This is a genomic window from Frankia sp. CcWB3, from assembly GCF_977927595.1.
In genome coordinates this window covers 1,942-28,192 of sequence record NZ_CDWRCK010000020.1, presented here as the reverse complement: position 1 = coordinate 28,192, position 26,251 = coordinate 1,942, and the positions used below count along the sequence as shown (strand labels likewise).

General features: G+C 67.9%; 19 protein-coding genes, 1 pseudogene and 1 riboswitch. Of the genes and pseudogenes, 14 read left to right on the top strand and 6 right to left on the bottom strand.

Features of this window, described 5'->3' with window-relative positions; all coding sequences use genetic code 11:
• Positions 1–106: 106 nt before the first annotated feature.
• Both ACY5KJ_RS03270 and ACY5KJ_RS03265 read right to left on the bottom strand, forming a co-directional pair.
• Positions 107–1,285 carry a cystathionine gamma-synthase gene (locus ACY5KJ_RS03270; RefSeq protein ID WP_462202760.1) on the bottom strand — a complete coding sequence of 393 codons (1,179 nt, stop codon included), beginning with the start codon at positions 1,283–1,285 and terminating at the stop codon, positions 107–109.
• A 38-nt stretch (positions 1,286–1,323) separates the two neighbouring features.
• Positions 1,324–2,703, bottom strand: a complete 1,380-nt coding sequence (locus ACY5KJ_RS03265; RefSeq protein ID WP_462186622.1) for a cystathionine beta-synthase — start codon at positions 2,701–2,703, stop codon at positions 1,324–1,326.
• A gap of 524 nt (positions 2,704–3,227) precedes the next feature.
• On the opposite strand from ACY5KJ_RS03265, the gene ACY5KJ_RS03260 reads away from it, so the two are divergent.
• The 5 genes from ACY5KJ_RS03260 to ACY5KJ_RS03240 all read left to right on the top strand — a co-directional run bounded on the left by ACY5KJ_RS03260 (position 3,228) and on the right by ACY5KJ_RS03240 (position 12,785).
• Positions 3,228–3,632: a YccF domain-containing protein gene (locus ACY5KJ_RS03260; RefSeq protein WP_462186602.1), complete on the top strand. Its 405-nt coding sequence runs from the start codon at positions 3,228–3,230 to the stop codon at positions 3,630–3,632.
• Positions 3,633–3,865: 233 nt separating this feature from the next.
• Positions 3,866–7,003, top strand: a complete 3,138-nt coding sequence (locus tag ACY5KJ_RS03255) for a putative bifunctional diguanylate cyclase/phosphodiesterase (protein WP_462202759.1) — start codon at positions 3,866–3,868, stop codon at positions 7,001–7,003.
• A 178-nt stretch (positions 7,004–7,181) separates the two neighbouring features.
• Entirely contained in the window at positions 7,182–8,915 is a 1,734-nt protein-coding gene (locus tag ACY5KJ_RS03250; protein ID WP_462186604.1) for an ABC transporter ATP-binding protein, read from the top strand.
• On the top strand, positions 8,912–10,879 hold the full coding sequence (locus ACY5KJ_RS03245) for an ABC transporter ATP-binding protein (protein ID WP_462202758.1): 1,968 nt from the start codon (positions 8,912–8,914) through the stop codon (positions 10,877–10,879). Before ACY5KJ_RS03250 ends, ACY5KJ_RS03245 begins: the two co-directional genes overlap by 4 nt.
• 625 nt (positions 10,880–11,504) lie before the next feature.
• Entirely contained in the window at positions 11,505–12,785 is a 1,281-nt protein-coding gene (locus ACY5KJ_RS03240; RefSeq protein ID WP_462186607.1) for a radical SAM protein, read from the top strand.
• A 144-nt stretch (positions 12,786–12,929) separates the two neighbouring features.
• On the opposite strand, the gene ACY5KJ_RS03235 is transcribed toward ACY5KJ_RS03240, so the two are convergent.
• From ACY5KJ_RS03235 to ACY5KJ_RS03220, 4 genes and pseudogenes are all read right to left on the bottom strand, one after another.
• The gene (locus ACY5KJ_RS03235) at positions 12,930–13,076 is read right to left on the bottom strand and encodes a hypothetical protein (RefSeq protein ID WP_462186624.1); all 147 of its coding nucleotides are present in this window, start codon (positions 13,074–13,076) and stop codon (positions 12,930–12,932) included.
• A 209-nt stretch (positions 13,077–13,285) separates the two neighbouring features.
• Positions 13,286–13,690: pseudogene (locus ACY5KJ_RS03230) on the bottom strand (class I SAM-dependent DNA methyltransferase); the annotation flags it as partial.
• Between the two features lie 221 nt (positions 13,691–13,911).
• Positions 13,912–14,091: a DUF2568 domain-containing protein gene (locus tag ACY5KJ_RS03225; RefSeq protein WP_462202761.1), complete on the bottom strand. Its 180-nt coding sequence runs from the start codon at positions 14,089–14,091 to the stop codon at positions 13,912–13,914.
• Between the two features lie 396 nt (positions 14,092–14,487).
• Complete coding sequence (locus ACY5KJ_RS03220; protein ID WP_462186609.1) at positions 14,488–15,720, bottom strand: ABC transporter substrate-binding protein; 1,233 nt, start codon at positions 15,718–15,720, stop codon at positions 14,488–14,490.
• Between the two features lie 144 nt (positions 15,721–15,864).
• On the opposite strand from ACY5KJ_RS03220, the gene ACY5KJ_RS03215 reads away from it, so the two are divergent.
• The 9 genes from ACY5KJ_RS03215 to ACY5KJ_RS03175 all read left to right on the top strand — a co-directional run bounded on the left by ACY5KJ_RS03215 (position 15,865) and on the right by ACY5KJ_RS03175 (position 26,100).
• Positions 15,865–17,943, top strand: coding sequence for a branched-chain amino acid ABC transporter permease (locus tag ACY5KJ_RS03215; protein ID WP_462202757.1), 2,079 nt, complete (start codon positions 15,865–15,867; stop codon positions 17,941–17,943).
• Positions 17,940–19,466 carry an ATP-binding cassette domain-containing protein gene (locus ACY5KJ_RS03210; RefSeq protein ID WP_462186612.1) on the top strand — a complete coding sequence of 509 codons (1,527 nt, stop codon included), beginning with the start codon at positions 17,940–17,942 and terminating at the stop codon, positions 19,464–19,466. Before ACY5KJ_RS03215 ends, ACY5KJ_RS03210 begins: the two co-directional genes overlap by 4 nt.
• Positions 19,467–19,610: 144 nt before the next feature.
• A riboswitch (TPP riboswitch) is annotated at positions 19,611–19,718 on the top strand.
• 80 nt (positions 19,719–19,798) lie between these two features.
• Positions 19,799–21,571 carry a phosphomethylpyrimidine synthase ThiC gene (gene thiC / locus ACY5KJ_RS03205; protein ID WP_462186623.1) on the top strand — a complete coding sequence of 591 codons (1,773 nt, stop codon included), beginning with the start codon at positions 19,799–19,801 and terminating at the stop codon, positions 21,569–21,571.
• Between the two features lie 239 nt (positions 21,572–21,810).
• Positions 21,811–22,491, top strand: a complete 681-nt coding sequence (locus tag ACY5KJ_RS03200) for a CGNR zinc finger domain-containing protein (RefSeq protein WP_462186613.1) — start codon at positions 21,811–21,813, stop codon at positions 22,489–22,491.
• A gap of 911 nt (positions 22,492–23,402) precedes the next feature.
• Positions 23,403–23,639, top strand: coding sequence for a hypothetical protein (locus ACY5KJ_RS03195; protein WP_462186614.1), 237 nt, complete (start codon positions 23,403–23,405; stop codon positions 23,637–23,639).
• Between the two features lie 68 nt (positions 23,640–23,707).
• Positions 23,708–24,178: a DUF6879 family protein gene (locus tag ACY5KJ_RS03190; protein ID WP_462186615.1), complete on the top strand. Its 471-nt coding sequence runs from the start codon at positions 23,708–23,710 to the stop codon at positions 24,176–24,178.
• A complete protein-coding gene (locus ACY5KJ_RS03185) occupies positions 24,147–25,055 on the top strand; it encodes a helix-turn-helix domain-containing protein (RefSeq protein ID WP_462186616.1) in 909 nt (302 codons plus the stop codon). The genes ACY5KJ_RS03190 and ACY5KJ_RS03185 overlap by 32 nt, the downstream gene beginning before the upstream one ends.
• 409 nt (positions 25,056–25,464) lie before the next feature.
• Positions 25,465–25,662: a hypothetical protein gene (locus tag ACY5KJ_RS03180; protein WP_462202756.1), complete on the top strand. Its 198-nt coding sequence runs from the start codon at positions 25,465–25,467 to the stop codon at positions 25,660–25,662.
• A gap of 117 nt (positions 25,663–25,779) precedes the next feature.
• Positions 25,780–26,100, top strand: a complete 321-nt coding sequence (locus ACY5KJ_RS03175; protein WP_462186618.1) for a 3'-5' exonuclease — start codon at positions 25,780–25,782, stop codon at positions 26,098–26,100.
• The last annotated feature ends 151 nt before the right edge of the window (positions 26,101–26,251 follow it).

The window sequence follows — 26,251 nt, the reverse complement described above, 5'->3', positions numbered from 1 at the left end:
ACTTCATTACGCCCCCTGTGGGTTAAGGTTTGGACTTTTTCGCTGGTTCGCCCTTCCGTACCGGGCGCGTGCGCCAGAAGCCGCCACTCCCGAAATCGGGGCCGGGCTACGCGGATCTGTCGGAAAGCCCGCGCAGCGCCTGGTGCAGATCGGCGACGAGGTCGTCCACCGATTCGATCCCGACCGAGAGCCGAACCAGGTCCGCGGGTACCGCGAGCGGTGAGCCCTCCACCGAGGCATGGGTCATGCTCGCCGGATGTTCGATCAGGGATTCCACCCCACCCAACGACTCGGCGAGAGTGAACAGCCTGGTCCGGCCGCATGCCTCCACGGCCGCGCGGGGGCCGGCCCGAAGGGTGAACGAGACCATTCCCCCGAAGTCACGCATTTGCTTCGCGGCGATGCCGTGACCCGCATGCCCGGTCGAACCCGGGTAGCGGACGGTCCCGACGGCGGGGTGCGTGGTGAGCTCGGCCGCGATACGCCGAGCGTTGTCGCAGTGCCGGTCCATCCGAATGGGGAGCGTCTTGACACCGCGCAGTACCAGCCAGCTGTCGAAGGGGCCGGCGACGGCGCCGGCCGCGTTCTGCAGGAATCGTAGCCGGGCGCCCAGGTCCGGATCGCCGACCACGAGCGCGCCGCCGACGACATCGCTGTGGCCACCGAGATACTTCGTCGTGGAATGCACCACCGCGTCCGCACCCAGGGTCAGTGGCTGCTGCAGGTAGGGCGAGGCGAACGTGTTGTCGACTGTTAGCAGCGCCCCCGCGTCATGCGCCAGCGACGAGAGAGCGACGATGTCGGCGATGGACAGCATGGGATTGGTCGGGGTTTCGCACCACACCAGCCGCGTGGTGCCCGGACGGATCGCGACTCGCATCGCATCGAGGTCGGTGAGATCGACGCTGGTGTGGTCGACGCCCCAGTCGGCGAGCACCCGGGCAATGAGCCGGTAGGTGCCGCCATAGGCGTCCGCCGGGATGATGACGTGGTCTCCGGGCCGGCAGACAGTTCGCAGCAGGGCGTCTGTCGCCGCCATGCCGGAGGAGAAAGCGAGGCCGACCGTCCCGCGTTCCAGTGCGGCGAGGCAGGTCTCCAGCGCGGTACGGGTCGGATTCGCCGAACGACTGTACTCGTAACCGCTCCGAAGCCCACCCACGCCATCCTGGGCGAACGTCGAGGACTGGTGGATCGGCGTCACCACCGCTCCCGTGATGGGATCGGGCTCCTGGCCGGCATGGATCGCGATGGTCTCGAATCCCTCAGTGGGCTGCTCCATAGGCATGGCGCCACGCTAGGGCCTCCTCGATGATCGGTGCCGATCTAGCGGACGGCCAGGAAACTCAGCAGGTCGGCACGGGTAAGGATGCCGACGGGATTACCCTCGTCGTGTACCAGCACCGCGGGTTCGTCCCCGAGCACCGCGACGATCCGGGCCAGTGGCTCGCCGGTACCCACCATCGGAAGCGACGGCGACAGATGATCGACGACCGGATCGTCGATGGCGGACCGGTCGGCGAAGACCGCCGCGAGCAGATGCCGCTCGATGACGGAACCCGCGACCTCCGCCGCCCGCAGGGGCGGTTCGTGCCGCACCACCGGCATCTGCGACACGTTGTACTCGCGCAGGTAGGAGATGGCGGCACCGACTGTCTCGGCCGGGTGGACATGCACCAGATCGGGGGGACCACTGGTCTGTTCGGTCTTGTTCCGCAGGACGTCCGAGACGGTCGGCTCGTTCGACGGTGGCTCCAGAAAGCCGTACTCGTACATCCATTCGTCGTTGAAGATCTTCGACAGGTATCCGCGGCCGGAGTCCGGAAGCAGGACCACGACGGCGTCGTCCGGGCCGAGCTCGCGAGCGACCCGGAGGGCGACGACCACCGCGAGTCCGCCTGACCCGCCCACCAGCAGCCCGCATTTCCTGGCCAGCTCGCGCGTCATCAGGAACGAGTCGCGGTCGCTGACCGCCTCCACCCGGTCGACGACCGTCTTGTCGTAGGTCGTCGGCCAGATGTCCTCCCCGACGCCTTCGACGAGGTAGGGTCGGCCGCTGCCACCGGAGTAGACCGAACCCTCCGGATCCGCGCCCACGATCTGCACGGTTCCGCCGGACGCCTCCTTGAGATAACGGCCGACTCCACTGATCGTCCCGCCGGTCCCGATGCCGGCGACGAAGTGGGTGACGCGACCGTTCGTGGCCTGCCAGATCTCCGGCCCGGTCGTAGCGTGGTGCGCAGCGGGATTGTTCGGGTTGGAATACTGATCCGGGCTCCAACCACCGGGAGTCTCGCGGACGAGCCGGCGGGCCACCGAGTAGTAGGAGCGGGGGTCGTCGGGTGCCACTGCTGTCGGGCAGATGACGACCTCGGCGCCGTAGGCGCGCAGGATGGCCCGTTTCTCTTCGCTGATCTTGTCAGGCATGGTGAACACGCAGCGATAGCCCCGCCGGGCCGCCACCAGGGCCAGACCGACACCGGTGTTTCCGCTGGTAGGTTCGATGATGGTCCCACCAGGCGGAAGCAGCCCGGCCTCCTCGGCGGCGGAGACCATGGTCAGCGCCACCCGGTCTTTCACCGATCCACCGGGATTGAGGTACTCCAGCTTTGCCAGCACCGGCGCCGGCGTCGTCTCGATCGTCGGTGTGATCCGGACCAGCGGTGTGTTTCCGACGAGATCGATCACGTGGTCGAATGCCTGCATATCGGTCATCCGCGCATCATTTCCGCTCTCGAGAGAGGTAACCGGGGCAACACCTCGTGTCCACGGCAGGCGGGAGCCGGTTGAGCTGCCCGAACCGGATCACCTCCTGGATACCGACGACCGTGGCCGGGACGCTGCCTGTGCCCGGCGGCGGCGTACGTCACCTGCGTTCGTGCGGACGCGACATGCCGGCATGGACTGCTGCCACGACAGTAGCGAGCCGGGCCGGAACGTGCCGGGCCGCGTGGCATCCACTCTGTTTGCGATGGCATCCCGGGGGCAGATCGTCGTGGTGTACCTGACGGTGCGTCATCGCGAGTTCCGATGACCGTGCCCGGACGACCGTGCCCGGACGACCTGGACCCGATTGGTACGATAAAGTTCAGTGCTGATCGACGAGTGGCGTCAGGAGTGGCGTCGATGTTCCCGGCAGGCTTGCCATCGGCGTTCACCACGATCCCGGTGTCGGAGATCCCGGTGTCGGAGATCCCGGTGTCGGATCGGGAGAGAGAGCGGGTCAGCTCATGCGCCTCGTGCTCAACGTCATCTGGTTGGTATTCGGTGGTTTCTGGCTCGCCATCGGTTACGCCCTCGCGGCGCTCGTGTGCTTCATTCTCATCGTCACGATCCCCTTCGGGATCGCCGCTCTGCGGATGGCGAACTTCGCACTGTGGCCGTTCGGACGGCGCATTGTCGACCGACCCGGCGCTGGCGGGGCGTCTCTGATCGGAAACGTGCTGTGGATCCTTCTGGCCGGCTGGTGGTTGGCGCTGGGACATCTCACCACCGGCCTGGCACTCTGCCTCACCATCATTGGTATCCCGCTCGGCCTGGCGAACTTCAAACTAATCCCGGTCTCGCTGCTGCCCCTGGGTAAGGAGATCGTGGACGTCGACGCCCCCGCCGTCGGAGCTCGCGCGGCATTCTGAGCCGCTGCGGCAGGTCGAGCGTGCTCGGACCGTGCCGCGCCGTCGCGCGAACAGTAACGCCGGCTGCATGATCACAACGGCATGATCGACTAGGGCGTCCCGCTCCACCGGTAGCGTCGCCAGCATCGCATACGTGCTTATACCGGTCTCATATCAAGCGTCGCTCGCAGATCGGAGCATTCCGCAGGCGGCAGCAGGCCTACAATGGTGTAGTAGATTCGATGGTGTGGAATGTGCGCGCAGGCCAGGGTGAGGCGGAAACCCCTGGGGATCCCGAGGAGGTAGGTGAACTCATCGTGGACATCTGGGATGACCTTGCGCAGCGTAACAACGCTCACCTGCGGGAACTATTCCTGACCGGTGACCTGGTAGCCGGTGACCTGGTAGCGGAAGGCCCACAAAACGCGATCTTGGGTTCGTGGTGGCGCAGCCAGGTACTGAACGTGAGCCCGGACCGGTGCTCCCCCGTCTATGATCCGGATCTTGACCTGGATACGCGCCTGGTCCGCGCGGCCGACCCGGTGCTCGACCGACTGGCATCCACGATCGCCGGGACCTGGGTGTGCGTGTGTCTCACCGACGACCGGGCAAGAATACTGGCGCACCGGGTCGGTGAGGCATCCTTCGGCCTACACCCTGGGTTCTGCGTCGCCGAGCACCTGGTCGGCACCAGCGCCGTAGCCCTCGCACTCGTGGAAAGGCGCCCCGCCCGGGTCTCGGGCGCCGAGCACTTCGCTGACCTCTACCAGCCGGACGCGTGCATATCCGTTCCCGTCCGCGACCCCCTCAGCGGGCGCATCGAGGGCGTGTTCAGCCTCATCTGCAGGCTCGCCGAGGCGAATCCGTCGGCGGAAGCCATGGTGGGGGAGGCTGGCCGCGCCATCGAACATCGGCTGCTGGAACAGGCGAGCGAGCGGGAACGGGCCTTGCTCCTGGCGTACCGGCAGGCCAAACACCGGATGCGGATACCGGCTGGCGGCGCACAGTTTCCGCTCGATCTCAAGGCCGGGTCCGGCATCGAGATCGAGCGTGATATTCGGCTGGTTTTGCAGGAGAAGGCCGCTGAACTGATCGCAGCGGGCCGCCCGACCGTCAGCGAGGTATCCCTGCCGCACGGTCAGACCGCCACGCTGGTGTGCAGGAAGGTACAGACGCATTCCGCGGTGGCCGGACTGGCCGTCGAGGTCGCCTTTCCCTTCGGGCCGCCCCGTCGCCTTATGACCAGCGCCGCGGCCGTGGCAGGGCACCTCAACAGCCAGCCGCAGGGGGCCGACGTCGGTGCCCCGTCGGCGCCGGGGCTTTTCCTGCCGTATGGCGCGCCCAGGCCGATGCCGCGCCCGCCGGCCAGTGCACTCGACGCCACCCGCCCGGCCAGTACCCCCCCGGCCAGCCGGCAGCCCGCCATCGGCGCGTCGCTGCTGGCCATCGGGGAACAGGGAATCGGCCGTCTCGCGGTGGCGGCACGGCGACGCCTCACCCTGCTGTACGAGGCCAGTATGCACATCGGGACCACCCTCGACGTGACCCGGACCGCCGAGGAACTGGCCCAGGCAGCCGTGCCCGAACTCGCCGACGTCGTCACGGTGGACCTGGCGGAGTCTGTCCTGCGGGGCGAGGACTCGCTGCATCCGACCGCACTGCTGCGTCCGAACGCACTGCTGCGCCGCGCCGCCCTGCACGGCATCCAGGAAGGCCTCGCCCTCTACCCGGTCGGTCACCAGATCAGCTTCCTGCCCTCCACGCCGCAGGCCCGGTGCCTGGCCAGCGGGCGGGCGGTGCTTGATGCCGACCTGCACGCCGCTCCCGGCTGGCAGGCCCAGGACCCCGAACGCGTCGAGCGACTCCTCGCGCAGGGGATCCACTCGCTCATCACCGTTCCCCTGTCCACCCGCGACGTAATGTTCGGGGTGGCCAGTTTCTACCGCTCCCGGCAACCAGAGCCCTACGAGGACGACGACTTGGCCCTGGCCGAGGAGTTGGCCGCCCGCGCGGCGCTGTGCCTGGACAACGCCCACCGCTACACCCGCGAACGACAGCTGCACCACCAGGCCCTGCACGATCCGCTGACCGACCTGGCGAACCGCACGCTGTTGACGGCCCGACTGCAACGCGGACTTGCCCGGCGCCTCCACGACAATACGCAGGACAATACGCAGCTTGCACTACTGTTCTGCGACCTCGACGACTTCAAGAGCGTCAACGACAGATTCGGGCACGCGGCCGGCGACGACCTGCTTCGCGTAACCGCGGATCGGCTGACGAGTTGCGCCCGTACCACCGACACGGTTGCCCGCATCAGCGGCGACGAGTTCGCGGTCCTACTGGAAGGTGGCTGCGTCGACCCCGAGTCCATCGGGCGGCGGATCCTGGAAACACTCCGCGTACCCTTGGTACTCGCCGGAACGGTTCATACAATCCAGGCCAGCATTGGGCTGGTCGTTGTCGACCCCGGCACTCAGGCCACTGCGGAAAGCGTGCTGAAACAGGCGGACTCCGCCATGTATGCCGCAAAACGGCGGGGTAAGGGCACCCTGGTGGTGTACCGGCCGGAGCTGTGCCCCGCCAGCGCCGAGGATGCCCTGCGCACCAGCCTCACCCACGCCGTACGCGGCGAGGATGGCGGCGCTACCCTCGACGTCAGCTATCAGCCGATCATCGAGCTCCACACCGGTCGGACCGTCGGTGTCGAGGCGGCGCTTCGGTGGGACGACCCGTCCTCCCGACCCGCTCCCCACCACCGTCTCATCCCCACCGCCCAGCAGACCGGGCTGGCCCCCGCACTGGAGCACATCCTGCTCGACCGGGCCTGCCGTGACCTCGGCCGCTACCGAAGCACGGGCCATCCGGAGGTGGCCCTCCACATCCCCGTCTCGATCATCGATGCCGCTGACGCCTGGTTCACGACCGAGGTGGTCAGTGCCCTGACCGTCCACCACCTGCCACCCGATGCTCTCGTGCTCCGCGTCGTCGGCGCGACGCACCACACCGATCAGGCCGCCCTGCGGGCGCTGCGCGGACTGGCCGCACGAGGCATCAGGCTCGCGATCATCTGTCCCAGCGCCGAGGACCTCTCGTTCGATCCCCTTCTGCCACTCCCCGTCCAGATCATCGTGCTCGACGCCACCGCCACCCGGCAGCTGACCGAATCGCTGACCGACGGCCGCACCCCCGGGGAAGAAGAAAACGACGGCACGTTGCGCACGGCGTTCCTCGCCACCATCCGCGGGCTGGGCATCTCACTGCTGGGCACCGGCATCACCGACGCGAAGCAGGCCGCCACCCTCGCGCACAGCGGCTGCGACCTCGGCCAGGGCAACCTCTTCGGCGGACCCGCACCGCTCGCCGACATCCCCGGCAGGTATCCGGCATGAGGTAGCTGCCATGTCTCCAGTGCGTGGCACTGGCCCCCAACTCTCCAGTGCGTGGCACTGAAAATGCCTTGACCTGATGTTGGGTTGACGTCGTAGGGTCGCAACACGTTTGCAATGTGGTTACCCACCGTTGTCGCGATCTACCGGTTCGACCACCAGCCGCCACCGAGAGGACCGTATGCTGATCCGACTTCTGCGGGCTCACCTCGGCCCCTACGGCCGGCCGATCTCGATACTGGTCCTTCTGCAGCTGGTGGCGACGATCGCCATGCTCTACCTCCCCACCCTCAACGCTGACATCATTGATCGTGGAGTGGTCATCGGCGACACCGGCTACATCATGCGTATCGGTGGACTCATGCTCGGTGTCAGCGTCGTGCAGATCGTCTGCGCCGGCGCCGCCGTCTTCTTCGGAGCCCGGACGGCGATGGCGCTCGGTCGGGATATCCGGGCGTCGGTGTTCGACCGGGTCCAGTCGTTCTCAGCGCGGGAGGTCGGCCGCTTCGGTGCGTCCTCACTGATCACCCGGGCCATGAACGACGTGCAGCAGGTGCAGATGCTGATGTTGATGAGCTTCACGCTCATGGTCTCCGCGCCGATCATGTGCCTGGGCGGCATCATCCTGGCGGTCAATCAGGACGCCGGGCTCTCGCTCCTGCTCGTCGCGATCACTCCGGTCCTCGCGGTGATCATCAGCTTGATCGTGCGACGGATGCGGCCGCTGGGCCGGGCGATGCAGGAGCGCCTGGACACCGTCAATCGGATCCTGCGGGAGCAGATCACCGGACTCCGGGTGATCCGCGCTTTTGTCCAGGACGATTATGAGCGGCGCCGGTTCGCGGTGGCTGACGCCGAACTGACCGACGTCTCGTTGCGGTTCGGTCGACTCATGGCGTTGATGTTCCCGCTCGTGCTCACCGTGGTCAACTTCTCGAGCGTGGCCGTGCTGTGGTTCGGTGCTCACCGTATCGACGCCGGCCAGATGCAGATCGGCGCGCTGACGGCCTTCCTCAGCTACCTGATGCAGATCCTGATGTCGGTGATGATGGCCACCTTCATGTTTATGATGATTCCCCGCGCCGAGGTGTGCGCGGAGCGCATCCAGGAGGTGCTCGAGACCGACTCCACGGTCCTGCCACCGCAGAACCCGGTGCGGGAGTTGCGCCGCCACGGTGACCTGGAACTGCGGGGCGTTGGGTTCCACTACCCGGGAGCGGAGGCGCCGGTCCTGCGCGGAATCAGCCTGTGCGCCCGGCCGGGTCAGACCACAGCCATCATTGGCAGCACCGGTAGCGGCAAGACGACGCTGCTCGGTCTGGTCCCGCGGCTGGCCGACGCCACCGAGGGTGCCGTCCTCGTCGACGGCGTCGACGTCCGCGATCTCGACCCGGCGCTGCTCGCCCGGACCGTCGGCCTGGTTCCACAGAAGCCGTATCTGTTCTCCGGCACCGTCGCGACCAATCTGCGTTACGGAAATCCGGACGCCACCGAAGACGAACTGTGGCGCGCGCTGGAGATTGCGCAGGCGAAGGACTTCGTCGAAGCCATGCCGGACGGTCTCGGCACCGCGATCGCCCAGGGTGGCACGAACGTCTCCGGCGGCCAGTGCCAACGGCTCTCCATCGCCCGCGTGCTCGTTCACCGCCCGGAGATCTACCTGTTCGACGACTCCTTCTCAGCCCTCGACTACGCCACCGACGCCCGTCTGCGCAGGGCGCTCGCCCACGAGACCTCCGCCGCGACCGTGGTGATCGTTGCTCAGCGGGTCGCCACCATCCGGGATGCGGATCAGATCATCGTGCTGGACCACGGTGAGGTGGTCGGCGTCGGCACCCACCAGCAGTTGATGGCCGACAACACCACGTACCGCGAGATTGTGCTCTCCCAGCTCACCGAGGAAGAGGCGGCATGAGCAGCCCGGTACCGGTACCGGTACCGCGCCGCGGCCCGGCCCCGACGGCCGGGCCCGCTCGGTTCTTCATAGGCCCGGGCGCGACGGAGAAGTCGATGGACTTCGCCGCCTCGAGCCGCCGACTGCTCGGACTGCTGCGACCGCAGCGTCACCTGATGATCGCCGTCGTGGTCCTGGCGACGTTGAGTGTCGGTCTGAGCGTGATCGGTCCTCGCCTGCTCGGCCACGCCACCGACCTGGTGTTCGCGGGGATCTTCAGTCGGCGGCTGCCCGCTGGCAGCACGAAGGAGCAGGCGGTCGCGCAGCTGCGTGCCACCGGCCACGGCACCCAGGCGGACCTGCTCGCCTCGCTCGACGTGACCCCCGGTCATGGCCTGGACTTCGATGCTATCGGTGTCGTGCTGCTGGGGGTCGTGCTCGTCTACGCGGTGTCCGGGCTGTGCGGTGTGCTCCAGGCCCGGCTGGCGAACCTGGCCCTGCAGAGAGTGATCAGTGATCTGCGCCGCGACGTCCAGGCGAAGATCTCGCGGTTGCCCATCCGTTACTTCGACGGTCAGCCGCGAGGCGAGGTGCTCAGCCGGGTCACCAACGACATCGACAACTTCGGGCAGAGCCTGCAGCAGAGCATGTCGCAGATCGTCGTGTCGACGCTGACGATCGTGGGCGTGCTGTCGATGATGCTCGGGATCTCCTGGATCCTCGCCCTGATCGCGCTGGTCACGGTGCCAGTGTCGATCATGGTGGCGACCCGGGTCGGCAAGCTGGCTCAGCCCCAGTTCGTCGCTCAGTGGCGGATCACCGGTGGTCTCAACGCCCATATCGAGGAGATGTACACCGGGCACACGCTCGTGCGGGCGTTCGGCCGGCAGGAGGAATCCGCGGAGATCTTTCGTGAGCAGAACGAGCGGCTCTACGCCGCCAGTTGGCGCGCGCAGTTCATCTCCGGTCTCATGCAGCCCTCGATGTTGTTCATCGGAAACCTGAACTACGTGCTGGTAGCGGTGATCGGCGGCCTGCGGGTCGCGTCCGGCTCGCTGTCGATCGGTGACGTCCAGGCGTTCATCCAATACTCTCGGCAGTTCAGCCAGCCGTTGTCCCAGGTTGCCAGCATGGCGAACCTGGTGCAGTCCGGGGTGGCCTCCGCGGAGCGGGTGTTCGACCTGCTCGACACCGTCGAGCAGGAACCCGACCGGGCGGTTCCGGCGCATCCGGAGCGGCTTCGTGGCCGGGTGGCCTTCGAACACGTCTCCTTCCGCTACGAACCGAACAAGCCGTTGATCGAGGACCTGTCACTCGTCGCGGAACCTGGTCACACCGTCGCGGTCGTCGGGCCGACCGGTGCCGGCAAGACCACTCTGATCAACCTGCTGATGCGCTTCTACGAGGTCACCGGCGGACGGATCACCTTGGACGGGGTCGATGTCGCGGCGATGTCCCGGGATGAACTGCGGGCCAGCATCGGCATGGTCCTGCAGGACACCTGGCTGTTCGGCGGAACGATCGCGGAGAACATCGCCTACGGTGCGGAGGGCGCCACCCAGGAGCAGATCGTGGCGGCGGCCCGCGCCGCGCACGTCGACCGGTTCATCCGCACCCTTCCCGCGGGTTACGACACCGTGCTCGACGACGAGGGGGTCGGCGTGAGCGGCGGGGAGAAGCAGCTGATCACCATCGCCCGTGCCTTCCTCGTGGAACCTCTGATCCTGGTTCTCGACGAGGCGACGAGCTCGGTGGACACCCGTACCGAGGTCCTCATCCAACGGGCGATGTCGACCCTGCGGGCGGGCCGGACCGCGTTCGTCATCGCGCATCGACTGTCGACCATCCGGGACGCGGACACCATTCTTGTGATGGAGAACGGAGCCATCGTCGAACAGGGCACCCACACCGAACTCCTGGCCGCTGGCGGCCCGTACTCCCGGCTGTACCAGTCCCAGTTCGCCCAGGCCGTCGTCGAGATCTGACCGTCGAGATCTGCCGTCGAGGTCTGACGCGAGCGGTTGCGCTACCAGCCTGTGCGTGTGACAGCGGGGATGAGCGCGAGCCGGACGGCTCGTTAGGTGAACTCTGACAAGAAAGCGGATCGGGATCGCTCCAGTCGACCCTGAGCGGTTAGCATGCCGTGCCTTCCCGGGATGCAACAGTGCCGATGGTCGGTGAACGGTGCCGATGGCCGGTGCGGGCTCTTTCGGCGATGATGTCGGTGGAGGTGGGGGATGGCGAAGGATGAACCGGCGGACCCGCGGCTGCCACGAGGGCCCTCCTGGGCTGCGCAGGTCGGCCCGGGGCGGGCTGAGGACATCGCCGAGAGACTGGCCGCGGAGGAGTCCACCGAGACGACCCTCGAAGCATCCGGCCGGTGGCCGTCGGCCCAGCCGCCTCCCGGGCTCTACCCGCCGCCGCAGTCCGCGGGGCCAGCCTGGGGCACGGGCGAGCTTCCGATCGCGCCGCCCGTGTACGGCGGCCCACCGCTCCAACCGCTCCCGCCGCCCCAGCCCGACCGGGATCAGTGGTTTTCCGGGCCTCGGCGGGGTTGGCTGCGTCGCCTGTTCCGAAGGTGACGGATCCGAGATGACCGGGTTCGTTCCCATGGCACGTGCTCAGGCGCCCGGTCCACCCGGTCCACCCGGTTCTCTCCGGTCGAGGAGGACGGCGCCGCGCCGGACGTACGCCGTCTGGGAGCTGACCCTGGCGTGCAATCTCGCCTGCGGGCACTGCGGCTCGCGCGTCGGTGACCGGCGGCCCGCGGAGCTGACGACCGAGCAGGCGCTCGACGTCGTGGCGCAGCTCGCGGCGGTCGGCGTGGACGAAGTCACGCTCATCGGCGGTGAGGCGTTCCTGCGCCGCGACTGGTTGACGATCGCGGCCGAGATCACCCGCCGGGGCATGGGATGCACGGTCACGACGGGTGGATACCGGATGAGCGCGGCCATGGCGCGCGGACTGCGCACGGCGGGTGTCGAACAGTGCTCGGTGTCGGTGGACGGGATGGCCGCCACCCACGATCGCTTACGCGGCCGGAAGGGCTCGTGGCAGTCGTGTTTCACGACGATGGAACGGCTGCGCGCCGCCGGCGTCGAAGCTACCTGCAATACCCAGATCAATCGTCTGACCGCATCCGAACTGCCCGAGCTGTACCGGCGGCTGCGGGCCGCGGGCGTCGTCGCCTGGCAGTGGCAGCTGACCGTTCCGATGGGCAACGCGGCCGACCACGCCGAGCTCCTGCTCCAGCCGGTCGAGCTGCTCGAGGTGTTCCCGATGCTTGCCCGGATCGCGCGTCGCGCCCGCCGGGACGGCATCCGCGTCCATGCCGGCAACAACGTTGGCTACTACGGCCCTTACGAAAGGCTGCTGCGCTCTCCCGAGGGGTCGGCCTTCTGGGCGGGATGCCAGGCCGGGTTGTCCACGCTCGGCATCGAGGCGGACGGCACGATCAAGGGTTGCCCCTCGTTGCCGACCCGGGACTACGCCGGGGGCAACATCCGCGACCGCAGCCTCACCGATCTGCTGCGTGACGCTCCCGAGCTGGCGGTCAACATGGCGGCGGGGACGCCGGCCGCGGTCGAGAACCTGTGGGGCTTCTGCCGCGGCTGTGCGTACGCGGACGTCTGCCGCGGCGGCTGCACCTGGACCGCCCACACTTTCTTCGGCCGCGCCGGCAACAATCCCTACTGCCATCACCGGGCGCTGACACATCAGCGCGCCGGGGTGCGGGAACGGCTGGTCCAGGTCGCCCCGGCGCCGGGGGAGCCATTTGACCATGGACTGTTCTCCGTCGTCCAGGAAGACCTGGACGCGCCCTGGTCCCTGACCGACCGGCCCCGCCTTACGGCCGAGGAGATCCACTGGCCCCGTGACTGGATCGACTGACGGTTCCTTGCCGTCTCGGGAGGTGCCCAACCGGGGAGGTGCGCCAGGTCTGGGATCCGCCCCGGTCGAGGCTGGCCGAGGTCCGGGCCGGCTCGGGTCCGGGCCGGCTCGGGTCCGGGCCGGCTCGGGTCCGGGGGCGCCGGGTCAGGACCTGCGCCAAGTGGGGATGTGGACGGTGCTGGCGGCGGTGAAGGGCGCACTATCCCAGCCACCGTACCGGTCGACCAGTGCCAGGCCGGCGAGCCGAGCCATGAGATCGAGCTCGGCGGGCCAGGCGTGGCGCAACTCCACCGGAGATAGGTGTCGATGCCGTGGTCGGTGATGGCGATGTGGCGGCTATGGATCCGCTGGGTGGAGCGGTCGAGTATCGCGGTGTTCAACCGGGTCTCGTCGTCGGCGGTCGTGGTGACCCGGAGGTCCTGCCCGCGGTCGAACAGGGAGAGTTCCGGTACGAACGCCTCCAGGATGAACACCCCGCCGGGCCGCAGGCGGGCGGCGGCCGAGGCGAAACACCGTTCCTGGTCAGCCTGGGTCAGCAGGGCGAAGAACGTGCTGAACACGACGTAGACGAGGCTGAACGAACCTCCTGGAACGTCGATGTCGGCGAAATCCCCGATCGTCACCGGCAGTTCCGCGCCGCCGGGTTTCGCCCGCAGCCGCCCAACCATGCGCTCGGAGGCGTCGATCCCGGCTACCGGAATTCCACGCGCCGCCAGCGGCAGGGCGATTCGCCCGGTCCCGATTCCGAGTTCCAGTACCGGCCCGTCGCCGGCCCGTTCCGCGGGGAAGTCGACGACCGCGCCGATCTCTTCGACTTGGGAACCCACGAGATGCCACCGGTCGTAGACATCTGCGATCCGGCCGCCGTACTCGGCCGGATCCTCTTTTCCGGGTTTCGTCACCATGCCGACATCGTGACAGTTACCCGGCCAGCCGGCATTCGAATTTTCGCCGTTCTCCGACCGGAAGAAATCAGTTGACACGTGATGTGGACCGCGGCTTTCATGGAAGAATTATTCCACGCCTCGATGCGTCACGGCTGGCTCAGGTGGGACTCTTATCTAAACACCGGCTCCCTGGTGCGGCGTGAGGATCTGCGCGGACACCGTCGTCGCGACCAGGAAGATCACGAAGAGTAGTGCCCAGAGCGGATAACCGGCGCTCGCCGGAGCATCGCGGTGGCGACGAAGAGGGCCAGTTTCACCGCGAGTCGCGACGGTTGGCCGAGCCTGCGTGCTGCCCGCGGCGCCAGCCACCTACCCCAGATTCCGGCTGTCAGAAGTGGGAGGAGCCCGGCAAGGGTGATCTTGGCTGCTGTCGGCAGCGGATCCGGCTGGGCCTGGGGCCTGGGATCCGTGGGCGCGTGGTCCGGGTCGACCGTCTAGTCGTCTAGTCGTCTAGTCGTCTAGTCGTCTAGTCGTCTAGTCGTCTAACGCTGTTAGTCGATTCTAGCTAGCAACGTTAGTCAACCGCTTGTCAAGAAGCCGGTGCGCGTCGCGTCTGGGTGACCGGCTGCGGGGGCAGTCGACGCCGCCCTGTTCGGCGGCGTCGCGCCGGATGAGACATTGGGTCCGGATGAGACAGTGGGTGTTGTCCGATGAATCGGCGGCGCTGATCTGGACCGACCGGAGCCGCTCGCTGAGCGAGCCGTGCCGTGCCGCGGCCCGGATCGGTCCAGCCTGGCCCGGGTCGGCCCAGGTGATTAGTTGATCAGTTTGATGAGCTGGCGCCCGTCGAGCCAGTTGCTGGTGACATCGGTGAACGTGTTGTTCTTCCACGCCAGCAGCCGCACCGCCGTGTTGCAGACCGCCGGGAAGATGTCGATCTGCTTGCCGTCACAGGTGAACGGATGGGCCATGACGTTCGGGTGGTCGTGGGAGGCACGAAGCGCCGTGAGCAGGGCGGCCGAGGTCGGCTGGGCGGTACCGGCCAGCAGCGACCGGATGTTGAGGACGGCGGAGAAGGATCCCTGCGACGACGAGGAACGATCGGGCTCCGGGATCGCCTTACGGAACGCCGCCGTGTCGGCGTCACCATCGCTCGTCCCGACCGGCAGGTAGCTGGAAGCGAAGTAGAGGTTGTCGGTCCGGCCGCTGGCCGCGCGCGGCACCGCGGGGGTGGTGCAGGGACCGATGAAGTAGATGTCGCTGCGGATGTTCAGCGCCGCCGCGGCCTGGACGATCCGGGTGCACGTCGCTGCCTGGAACACCACGATGATCGCGTCTGGCTTGCCCGCCGCGACCTGGGTCAGGGCTGGCGCGAAGTCCGCCGCGTCGGATTTCTCTGGCACCAGTTTGATATCGGACACACCTTTATGGCGCAGGATGTTCTGTGATCCCTGGATAGCGGCGGACAGCAGGCCGGGCAGGTCGAGGTACAGCGCGTGCACGCTGCGCACATGCCGGATGTTCGTCAGATAGTCGGTGAGGCCGAGCAGCTCGCTGAGCGAACCGCCGGAAAACGCGAAGGCGTTGTGTGAGCCGAGTTCTCCGCTCAGCTGAGGAGAGCCGGTGACGTACGGGATGTGGGCGGTCTCGTATATCGGCATCGCCGCCTCCGCGCCGAAATCGATCCCGCCGACCACCGCGAGTGGTTTCGTGGCGACAAGCCGGTTGGCGCAGTTCTGGGAAGACTCCGGCGAGCCGTCGGTTGCGCAACTGATCAGCCGGAGCGGCCGACCGTCGAGCCCGCCCAGAGAGGTGTTGGCGTAGTCCACGGCGGCCTGAGCGGCCTTCCGGGTCTCCGGGTATGACCCGACAGTGCTGTTCTCAACCGTTACGAAGCCGACAGTGACCGGAGGCCCGGTCAGGCGGCTCGCCGCCGCGCTGCCACCGGCAGCTGCGCCGGACGAGCCACCGCGCTGACTCGTGCACCCGACGACGACAACGGACAAGGCTACGGAGAACGCGAGGAGGATGCGGGAGGCTTGTCTCACGGCTCGTGAAGCTACACTTCTGTCGTCCAGTTCTGGGGGCTTGACCGTCGACCGGCCGGACGGGGACTGTTGTGTGACCATGCGTCCGGTTTTCATCGCAGTTCGGATCTCTCTATCTGTAATAGATGCGTCTACGGGGGCCCGGTGACAACGTATATAGCAGCATTGCTGCTCGGCCTTGGCCCGGGGGCCGTGTACGCGGCGCTCGGGCTGGGGCTCGTGCTCACCTACCGCGCGTCCGGCGTGGTCAACATCGCCCATGGGGCGTTCGCTATGTACGTCACCTATCAGTACGCAGAACTACGGGAGGTCGGGGACCTCGTACTGCCCGTCGTCGGGATGTCGCCAAGAATTCATCTCACCGACACGCCCACCTTCGGGCTAGCCCTGTCAGTATCCCTCGCAATGGCGGCAATCCTAGCGATGGTATCCTATCTGGTTATTTTTCGGCCCTTGCGGCGTGCCCAGCCGCTGATGACGGTCGTGGCTGCGGTCGGCCTCACGATCGCGCTGCAGGCCGTCGCCGTGCTCCAGTTCGGATCTGACAACAGGTTCCTTAGCCCGGTGCTGCCGCAGTCACCGCTGTCCCTGCTGGGCGTGACCGTGGCGAGCGACCGGCTGCTGCTCGCCGCGTCGGTCATCGTGGTCGCCGCCGGTCTGTGGGCGATGTCGCGCTGGACGTTGTTCGGCCTGGCTACCCGCGCCGTCGCCGAGGATGAGCAGACCACCGCGCTTCTCGGTCGGCGGCCCGGGTGGATCGCCGCCGTCAACTGGGTCATTGCGGCCGTGCTCGCCGCTCTCGCCGGGATCCTCGTGGCGCCGATCAGTGCGCTGAATCCGACGAGCTACTCGCTGTTCGTCGTTCCCGCGCTCGCCGCCGCTCTGCTCGGTGGCCTGTCCTCGTTCGGTCTGACCGTCGTCGGAGCTCTCGGCCTCGGCATGACCCAGGCTGTCCTGATCCCGCTGCAACAGGACGTCTCCTGGTTGAACCAGCCGGGACTGCGCGCGCTGCTTCCGATGCTTCTGGTCATCGCGGTGGCGAGCCGGCGCGGGGACCTGATTCCCGGTCGCGCCGCGGGCGTCGCCGTGTCGGCTCCGATGCCGGTGGTCGAACCGCCGGAGTCTCCCCTGCGCCACCTCGCAATCGGTGTGCCGTTCGGGGTGGTCGCGATCCTCGTGCTGACCGGCCCCTACCGGCTCGGCCTCGAACGCAGCCTCGCTGGCGCCGTGGTGTGTCTGTCGTTCGTCGTGTTGACCGGGTACGTCGGACAGCTCTCGTTGGCGCAGATGACCCTCGCCGGTGTCGCCGGCTTCCTGTTGGCCAGACTCCAGGGTGAGCTGGGCGTGCCGTTCCCGATCGCACCCCTGCTCGCCACGAGTGCCGCCGCTGTGGCGGGCCTGCTGCTGGGGGTGCTGTCACGGCGGCTGCGTGGAATCGACCTGGCGTTGATCACTCTGATCGCCGGCGTCGCGATCCAGGAGGTGGTGTTCGGAAACCCGCTGGTCACCGGCGGGTTGGCCGGGTCGGTAGTACCGAATCCGAAGATCTTCGGCCTCGATCTCGGGCTCGCCGGTGCCGGGTTCCCTCGGCCGGAGTACGGGCTGCTGGCGTTGGCCGTGCTCGCCGCGTGCTGCTACGGGGTCGCCCGGCTGCGCACCGCGGACCTGGGCCGGCGCATGCTGGCCGTGCGCGCGAACGAACGGGCCGCTGCCGCAGCCGGGATCGACGTCCGTCGTACGAAGGTGCTCGCCTTCACTCTCTCCGCCGCGATCGCCGGTCTCGGCGGTTGCCTCATCGGCTACGGTCAGGGACGTCTGTCCTTCGACTCGTTCGGCGTCACGGCCTCGCTGTTCTTCCTGGCGATCGCGGCCGCCGGTGGGGTGACGAGCGTCGGCGGAGCGTTGCTGGGCGGTCTGCTGGTGCCGGGCGGAATCGTGTTCATCGTGCTGGACCAGGTTGCCGGGCTCGGCAAGTACCAGTCCGTGCTGTGCGGGATCGCCGTCGTGGTGCTGGCGGTGCTACGTCCGGCCGGGCTCGCGTACCGACCGCATCGGACGGCTCGCGCCGATCATCAGGGCCGCGTGGATCGGTCGGGTGGCACGCATCGGACCGGTTCTGGGCAGCGAACGCGTCGAGGAGATCACGTGCGACACCCGCAGCCGCCGGACCAGGGCCGGCCGAGCCTGACCCCGCATCCGGTCAACCCGGGCGGAGCCCCGTGACGGCGTTGCTGGCGGTCGACATGCTCGCCGCCGACCAGGGCCGTACGCGCATCCTCGAGGATGTCTCCTTCACCCTGTCGGCCGGCACCATCACCGGGCTCATCGGACCCAACGGAGCCGGAAAGACGACGTTGATCGACGCCCTCACCGGGTTTGCGTCGATCAGCGCGGGCACCGTCACGCTGGACGGTGCCGTGCTCGTCGGACTGCCGGCGCATGAGCGGCTGCGGTTGGGGCTCGCCCGCACCTTCCAGGCGCTGGAACTCTTCGACAGCCTGGAGGTCGGGGAGAACCTGGCCGTCGTCACGCCCCGGGCACCCGGACCCGCGGACGGGCCAGATCCGGCCCGGTCGCTCGGGCTTGCCACGATCGCCGACCGCCTGCCGTCGACGCTCTCCCACGACGAGTGGTCCTCGGTGGCTCTCGGCCGCGCCCTCGTCGCCGGGCCGAAGGTCCTGCTGCTGGACGAACCGGCCGCGGGTCTCGACCCGGCCGCCCGCCGGACGCTCGCCGACCGGCTGCGCCGCATCGCCGCCGACGGCATCGCCGTGCTGCTCGTCGACCACGATGTGAAGCTCGTCTTCGACGTATGCGACCACGTCCTCGTCCTGGACGGGGGCCGCGTCGTCGCGCGCGGTCGACCTGCCGAGGTGCGCGCCGATCCGGCGGTCCGCGCCGCCTATCTGGGCGGTGGTGAGCCGGACGGCGGCGACCGCGCCGGGCCTGCCCCGGCCTCTGCCTCCGGGTCCATGCCTGGCTCCACCCCGGCGCCGGCCCCCGGTCGAGGCGGGGGCGATCTGCTCGTGCTCGACCGGGTCACAAGCGGATACGACGGAGTTCCGGTGCTCCGGGACGTGTCGCTCACCGTCGGTGCCGGGGAGATCGTGGCGCTGCTCGGAGCGAACGGCGCGGGCAAGACGACGCTGATCCGCACGGCGGCGGGGCTGCTGACGCCGTCGAGGGGGCGGGTCAAGGTCCTCGATGACCGGTCGCGCCGGGCCGCGCCGAGCACACTCGCCCGCCGGGGGATGGCGGTCGTACCGCAGGGACGAGGGTCACTCGGGCGGTTGACCGTCCGCGAGAACCTGCGCCTGGCGGCCGGCCGGCGCTCATCCGGCGAGATCGGGCCGGTGTTGGACTGGTTCCCGGTGCTGCGCGGCCTGCTCGACCGGTCGGCCGGAGAACTGTCCGGGGGTGAGCGGCAACGGCTCGCGTTGGCTGTCGCTCTGGTGCGCAGACCGCGTCTGCTGCTGGTGGACGAGCTGTCGTTCGGCCTGGCACCCGGGGTCGCGCCGCAGCTGCTCGCCCTGCTGCGCACGATCGCCCTCGAGACGTCGACCGGCGTGCTGCTGGTCGAGCAGTTCGTCTCGCTCGCGTTGCAGGTGGCCGACCGTGGCTACGTTCTCGACCGGGGCCGGATCGCGCTGTCGGCGAGCGCGGCGGATCTCGTCGCGCGTCCCGAGCTCATCGAGACGGCCTACCTGGGCGGGAGTTCCGGGCCGGCGGCGGCCCCGGACCGCTGAGCTGGTCCGGCGTTCCCCGCCACGCGGAGAAACCGGGGTCCGGCGGAACAGGGCTCTCACGTCGCCCGATGGTGTGGGGCATGCGTCGGATGAACCGGAAGGGGTGGCGAGCGGGCCGGCGGTGTCTTACTGTCGACAAGCGTCGAAGTTGATCGCGGGAGCTCCGCCAAGGGGCTGAGAGGGCGGCTGGGGCCGCCGACCGCAGGAACCTGTCCGGGTAATGCCGGCGTAGGGAGTCTTACATGGTGTCGCGCACCGACCGTTCGTCCTCCTCTGTCTCGTCCTCCTCTTCGTCTATCTCGTCCTCCTCCTCGTCCATCTCGGCCGCGGCGATGACGGCGGTCTCGACGGGTCCGCTGACGGGCAGCCGCAAGACCTGGCTGGTCGGTGCGGATCCCGATCTGCGGGTGCCGATGCGGGAGATCGTGCTGACCACGGGTGACACCGTCGTGGTGTACGACACCTCCGGTCCATATACCGATCCGGGGGTGACCATCGACGTGCGCCGGGGTCTGCCGGCGACGCGGGACAGCTGGATCGCCCAGCGTGGCGACACCGCGCCGGATGAGCAGCGGACCGTTCCCGGGACCGGGGCGCCCGGTTCTGGGACGCCCGGTCTTGGCGGGACGGATCTCAGCGGGCAGGTGCGAGTGCCCCGTCGGGCGGTGCCGGGACGGCCTTCCGTAACCCAGCTGGGCTACGCCCGCCGCGGTCAGATCACTCGGGAGATGGAGTTCGTCGCCCTGCGGGAGGGTCTTCCCGTCGAGACGGTGCGGGCGGAGATCGCCGCGGGGCGGGCCGTGCTGCCGGCGAACGTGAACCATCCCGAGTCCGAGCCGATGGCGATCGGCCGTGCGTTTCTCGTGAAGATCAATGCGAACCTCGGCAACTCGGCCGTTACCTCCTCAATCGAGGAAGAGGTCGAGAAGATGGTGTGGGCGACCCGCTGGGGCGCGGACACCGTGATGGACCTCTCGACCGGGTCGGACATCGCCCTGACCCGTGAGTGGATCATCCGCAACGCGCCGGTGCCGGTCGGGACCGTGCCGATCTACCAGGCGTTGGAGAAGGTCGGTGGCCGGCCGGAGAAGCTGTCCTGGGAGGTCTACCGGGACACCGTGATCGAGCAGCGCGAGCAGGGTGTGGACTACATGACGGTCCACGCGGGGGTGTTGCTGCGCTACGTGCCGCTGACCGCGCGGCGCAGGACCGGGATCGTCTCGCGCGGCGGCTCGATTCTGGCCTCCTGGTGCCTGGCCCATCACGAGGAGAACTTCCTCTACACCCACTTCGCCGAGCTGTGCGAGATCTTCGCCGCGTACGACGTCACGTTCTCCCTGGGCGACGGCCTGCGGCCCGGGTCCATCGCGGACGCGAACGATGAGGCACAGCTCGCCGAGCTCGCCACCCTGGGCGAGTTGACGCAGGTGGCGTGGGAGCACGACGTCCAGGTGATGATCGAGGGCCCCGGGCACGTGCCCATGAACAAGATCGAGGAGAACGTGCAGCTGCAGCGGGAGCTGTGCCACGACGCGCCGTTCTACACCCTCGGGCCGCTGACCACCGACATCGCCCCCGGCTACGATCACATCACCTCCGCGATCGGGGCGGCGATGATCGGATGGGCCGGTACCGCCATGCTCTGTTACGTCACCCCGAAGGAGCATCTCGGCTTGCCTGACCGGGACGACGTCAAGGCCGGCGTCATCGCCTACAAGATCGCCGCGCACGCCGCCGACCTCGCCAAGGGTCATCCCGGCGCGCAGGCCTGGGATGACGCCCTGTCGGACGCCCGGTTCGAATTCCGCTGGGCTGACCAGTTCCACCTCGCGCTCGACCCCGACACCGCACGCGCGTTCCACGACGAGACGCTGCCGGCCCCGGCCGCGAAGTCGGCGCACTTCTGTTCGATGTGCGGCCCGCACTTCTGCTCGATGAAGATTTCCCACCAGGTGCGGGCACACGCGGGCGGGGACGGGCTGGACCCGGCCGGGCATGGCGCGGGCCCGGCCGGCGACGAGGCGGTCACCGCCGGCCTGCGGGAGAAGGCCGCCGAGTTCAACGCCGCCGGCAATCGGATCTACCTTCCGGTGGCCAACTCCTGACCGCCGTGGCCAACTCCTGACCGACCGTCCCGACGGGCTCCTGCCGGTCAGCGGCGGGCCCCGTCGGGCGCAGGGGGCTCAGCGGGCGCAGTGGTCCAGTGGTCCAGTGGTCCAGTGGTCCAGTGGTCCATAAAAGATATCTAAAAAAGATAGCTAAGACGATTACTTTGGCGGGGGAGTAACCTCTCAAGAGGAAGTGGAGTGGTTATTTGGGCGATCGGCTCGAGGGGAGGTCTCCGATGAACCCGGACGTGCTGATCGGGTTGGGCGATCATCCGGTGCTGGACTTCGTCAACAGCCTCGCCTTCTCGGCGGACGGCCCGATCGAGTTGATCGCCGATGGGCGGAGCTACCTGCGCTGGCTCCAGCTCGCGGGGCTTGTCGGCACGGCCGAACGAGAGGCGCTGCCTGCTCGGTTCGGGCCCGAGGAGCTCGACCGCATCGCCGTCGCCGCGGTCGAGCTCCGGGAGTGGCTGCGGCCGCTTATCGGCGCCTGGGCGGGCGGCAGCTCCACCGTGCCGGACGAACCCACGCTGTCGCGACTGAATGGGCTGTTGGCCACCGACCATCGGTACGCGCGGCTTACCCGCGTCGGCGGTACCCCCGCGATCGTCGAAAGCGGGACGTGGGCATCCGCCGAGGTTCTCCTCGCCTTGCCGGCGCGGGCCGCCGCGGACCTGTTCGCGCATGGCAACCGGTCGCTCGTCCGCAACTGCGACGGCCCGACCTGCACGCTGTGGTTCTATGACCGCACCAAGGCCCACCAGCGTCGCTGGTGCAGCATGGCCATCTGCGGCAACCGGGCCAAGGCGCGGGCGCACCGGGCCCGCCTCACCACTGGACGCGCTCCTGGCGCCTTAGCCGCGGAAGGTTCTGCGGTAGGCGTTCGGGGGACTGCGATGGCGTCGCGTAGGTGCTGACGTAGCGAAGCGGCGGGTGAAGGTTCGGCGACTCATCCCGGCGTGGGCGGCCAGGTCCTCCAGCCGGAGGGCATGGTCTAGCCGCTCAATTGACCGGCAGGCAGCGGCGCAGTAGAAAGAATCAAGGATGTCGAACGCATCGGTGGCGTTGGCCCTTGGGCGTCGGCCTCGCACTGAGCCGCGGGCGTAGTCTCCACCAGACCCGGGGCACCTCACGCCTGTTACGTGTTTGGCGAGGTTGTCAATCATGGCGATGTAGATCATCGCTTCGGAGCTGGCGGGTAGGACGGCGCGTAGCATCGACGTGTTCGAGGACGTCCGGCGGGGGACCGCAGGGAGCATCGACGATATCCTCATCTGGCTGCAGACTCCACCCACTGTTACAGAGAGTGAGAAGCGGGAGGGTGTCGCCTGAGTCGCTTGGCGGCCCCCGTCGCCAATTGTGGTACGAATTGCAGTACAAGAGACCTTGAAGCGGCAGAGCCCCGCGCCTTGGACGGGGGCGCGGGGCTCTGGCCTGTCTCAACCGTGCGTGCCCCTGGTGGAGCGGCTTTCGAACGAGACATTCCGGACAGAACTAGATCAATTGTACCGTAGATCACTCAAGGTGAATACGGATAAGCAAGGCGCTACCGCCCGGCCCGAGGCGCGTGCCTGCCGCTGCGGGTGTGGCGCGACCGTGACGCAGTCTCGCCACTTCGTGAGTCAGGCTCATCAAGTGGTCTGGCTGCGGACGCAGCGGTATCTCGGTACGCGGAGTCGTCGGGAGAGAGTGGTGCAACTTGCCCCTACTTGTCCCAATCCGCCACCGGGGAGATCATCCCGCCGTCGTCCGTGGTTGACGTCCCCACGCCCGGTTAGCCACCATGGCCCGAAGAACGGTTCGCAATATTTCTAGCAACGGAGGCCCCGTGCGTGCCCGGTTCCTCGGCAAGGACCCTGACTCCCAGATAGACAACTCGCCCACCCTGTTCGCCACCGACCGTACGGACCGGGTGACCTACATCGCCCAGGGGTGGAAGGTGACCGACCCGCAGGCGCTTGCGGACATCGGCGCCGTCCCCGACCACGAGACCTTGATCGAGATCCCGGAAGACGTCCTGAAGTTCTACGTCCGCCGCTACCTGGAGCAGGAGGGGGAGCACTGAGCCAGCTCATCCCACCCGGCCCCGAGTTCCGGCAGTTCTTCCACTCCTTCGAGCACACCGCCTTCCGCTTGGAGGACCGCGACAGCTACGACGCGCCATACGAAAACGAGTCGTTGCGGAAGTTCCTCGCGGACGAGCCAGATGACCTTCCGTGGATGCAGAGCTGGTTGGACATGCTCCGGGAGGCGACGTCCGCGGGCCGCCGGTTCGCCCGCGTGCGGGTAGTGAGCCTGCCGCTGACCGACTACAGCCGCTTCGGGGTGTGGTGTGCGCAGTTCACAGGTGGTGCCGGCGAGGACATCCGCTACCTGACGCGCGACCTGGCCGAGGCCGGCGGCCTGCCAAACCACGACTACTGGCTGTTCGACTCGTCCAAGCTGGTTCGGATGCACTTCGACGATGACGCCCGCTTCCTGGGTGGTGAAGTAGTCGAAGACCCGGCCGAGATCGTGCAGCACAACTACTGGCGTGATGCCGCCTGGCACCACGCTGTAAGACGGGACGACTTTGCCACCGAACAGCACCTCCGGCGCGTCTAACGTCCACGAGGCGCGTGGCGCGCTCGGCAAACGACTCCGCGAGCTTCGTACGTCGGCCGACCTGAGCGGCCGGCAGCTCGCGGAGTCGTTGTCGTGGCCGGCTTCCAAGGTCTCCAAGCTCGAAAACGGCCGCCAGGCGCCCACTGACGACGACATCAGGGGTTGGACGCGGGCAACCGGCAGTCAGGCGGAAGCCGAAAGCCTGCTCGCGGCCCTACACACGCTCGAAGTCCAGCACGCGGAGTGGCAGCGCATCCTGCGGACTGGCCTGAAGCCGCGGCAGCAGGAGCTGATCGGGTGGGACGAGCGGACCCGGCTCTTCCGGGCGTTCGAAGCCACCGTGATCCCCGGTCTGCTCCAGACCGCCGAGTATGCGCGGGCACGGTTCGCCGAGGGCATCCGCCGGCTGAAGCTGCCGAACGACATCAACGAAGCCGTGGCCGCACGGGTCCGGCGACAAGAGATCTTGTACCGCTCCGACAAGCGGTTCCACTTCGTGCTGACCGAGGCGGCACTCAGGTTTCGGCTGTGCCCATCAGACGTCATGCTCGGCCAGCTCGACCGTCTGATCTCCTTCTCCCAGCTGCCCAACGTCCGGCTGGGGATCATCGGATTCGAGACGCAGTACGCCACGTCGCCGTGGCACGGCTTCTGGATATACGACACCGAGCGGGTACTGGTCGAGACCTTCAGTGCGGCCCTTGACCTGCGGCAACCGCAGGAGATCGAGCTATACGCGAGCGCCTTTGACCAACTCGCCGCCGTCGCCAGCTACGGCCGACCGGCCCGCGTGATCATCACCCGCGTACTCGATGACCTGGCCGCCGAAGTGGCCGAGGATGGCGCGGATTTTCGCGGGCAAGACGAGGAGGCTTGAGTTTCGAGAGATTCTGAGAAACATTCTTTCCAGGATCGTTCATGCCCCTTAGGAGTCGAAATGAAATAACTTGCGCGTTTCGAACCCTCCACAGGCCTGTGACCTGCGATGATGCTCTCGATCACGTATTTGTTACTTCATGACGTCCCCTTACCCTCCGAGTCAGGCCAATCACGGCCACACCTGACCAGGCCCCGGAGGGCAATGGTGACCACTCTCGTCCCCCTGCTTGCGAGCAGGCAGATCGAGCAACTTCCCACGCGGGCGCGCGAAGTGGTGGAGTACCGTAAAAGCGGGCTATCCCTCAACCACATCCAGGGCTGCCCGCTCGACTGCGCCTACTGCATCCGCCACACCTACGGGCTGTGGCCAGCGCCAGCCCCGCGCCGTGATGAGCGACGCCGAGGCCGTGACCCAGCTCGTGGCCCACCCGTACTTCCGGGCGGACACCACCCCTATCCAGTTGTTCAACCGGGCCACCGAGCCGTTCCTCCCGGCGGTGAAGCCCCACACCTTCGCTGTGCTGGAAGACCTCGACGCTCGGGGCCTCGCTGGAAATCATCGACGTCACGGACCGGGCTGTGGTGGTCGGCGGGCTCCCCCATGAGCAGCCCCGCTACTTCCTCCAACATGCCCTGCGCTTCCAAATCCACGATCTACGTCATCCTCACTACGCCGGACGGCACGGGCGTGCCGACATCGGCTGGGGCCAGGAGGAGGCATCGTGACGGATTGGACCAGCCGGGGCTACGTCGTCGTGGACGTGGAGGGCAACGGCGGGCGGCCGCCCGACCTCGTGGAGCTGGCCGCCGTCCCCGTCACCGGCGGCGCGATCGGGAAGCCGCTCAGCTGGCTGGTGCGTCCGGCCACTCCTATCACCGGTATCGCCCAGCGCATCCACGGCATCTCAAACCCAATGGTGGAAGAAGCTCCCATGTTCGGTGATATCACCGAAGAGGTACGCACCGCGCTGGAAAACACGGCAATCGTCGCCCACAACGCCCCCGTTGACCTCGGGGTCTTGCGCCGCAAGCTCCCGGATTAGGCGCCGGGCGAAGTCTTCGACACCCTGAGGCTGGCCCGCCGGCTGCGGCCCGACCGGGTGAGCTACCGCCTGGGCGCACTCGTCGAAGCCTTCGGGTTGGCCGAAGGCATCCCACCGGAACACAGGCCCCACCGCGCCGCCTATGGGGACG

What these genes read in the sequence shown, in the direction of transcription:
- ACY5KJ_RS03245 (WP_462202758.1), top strand. Translation starts at nt 8,912, where the DNA reads ATGAGCAGCCCGGTACCGGTACCGGTACCGCGCCGCGGCCCGGCCCCG.
- ACY5KJ_RS03240 (WP_462186607.1), top strand. Translation starts at nt 11,505, where the DNA reads ATGGCACGTGCTCAGGCGCCCGGTCCACCCGGTCCACCCGGTTCTCTC.
- ACY5KJ_RS03250 (WP_462186604.1), top strand. Translation starts at nt 7,182, where the DNA reads ATGCTGATCCGACTTCTGCGGGCTCACCTCGGCCCCTACGGCCGGCCG.
- ACY5KJ_RS03260 (WP_462186602.1), top strand. Translation starts at nt 3,228, where the DNA reads ATGCGCCTCGTGCTCAACGTCATCTGGTTGGTATTCGGTGGTTTCTGG.
- ACY5KJ_RS03270 (WP_462202760.1), bottom strand. Translation starts at nt 1,285, where the DNA reads ATGCCTATGGAGCAGCCCACTGAGGGATTCGAGACCATCGCGATCCAT.
- thiC (WP_462186623.1), top strand. Translation starts at nt 19,799, where the DNA reads ATGACGGCGGTCTCGACGGGTCCGCTGACGGGCAGCCGCAAGACCTGG.
- ACY5KJ_RS03200 (WP_462186613.1), top strand. Translation starts at nt 21,811, where the DNA reads ATGAACCCGGACGTGCTGATCGGGTTGGGCGATCATCCGGTGCTGGAC.
- ACY5KJ_RS03265 (WP_462186622.1), bottom strand. Translation starts at nt 2,703, where the DNA reads ATGCAGGCATTCGACCACGTGATCGATCTCGTCGGAAACACACCGCTG.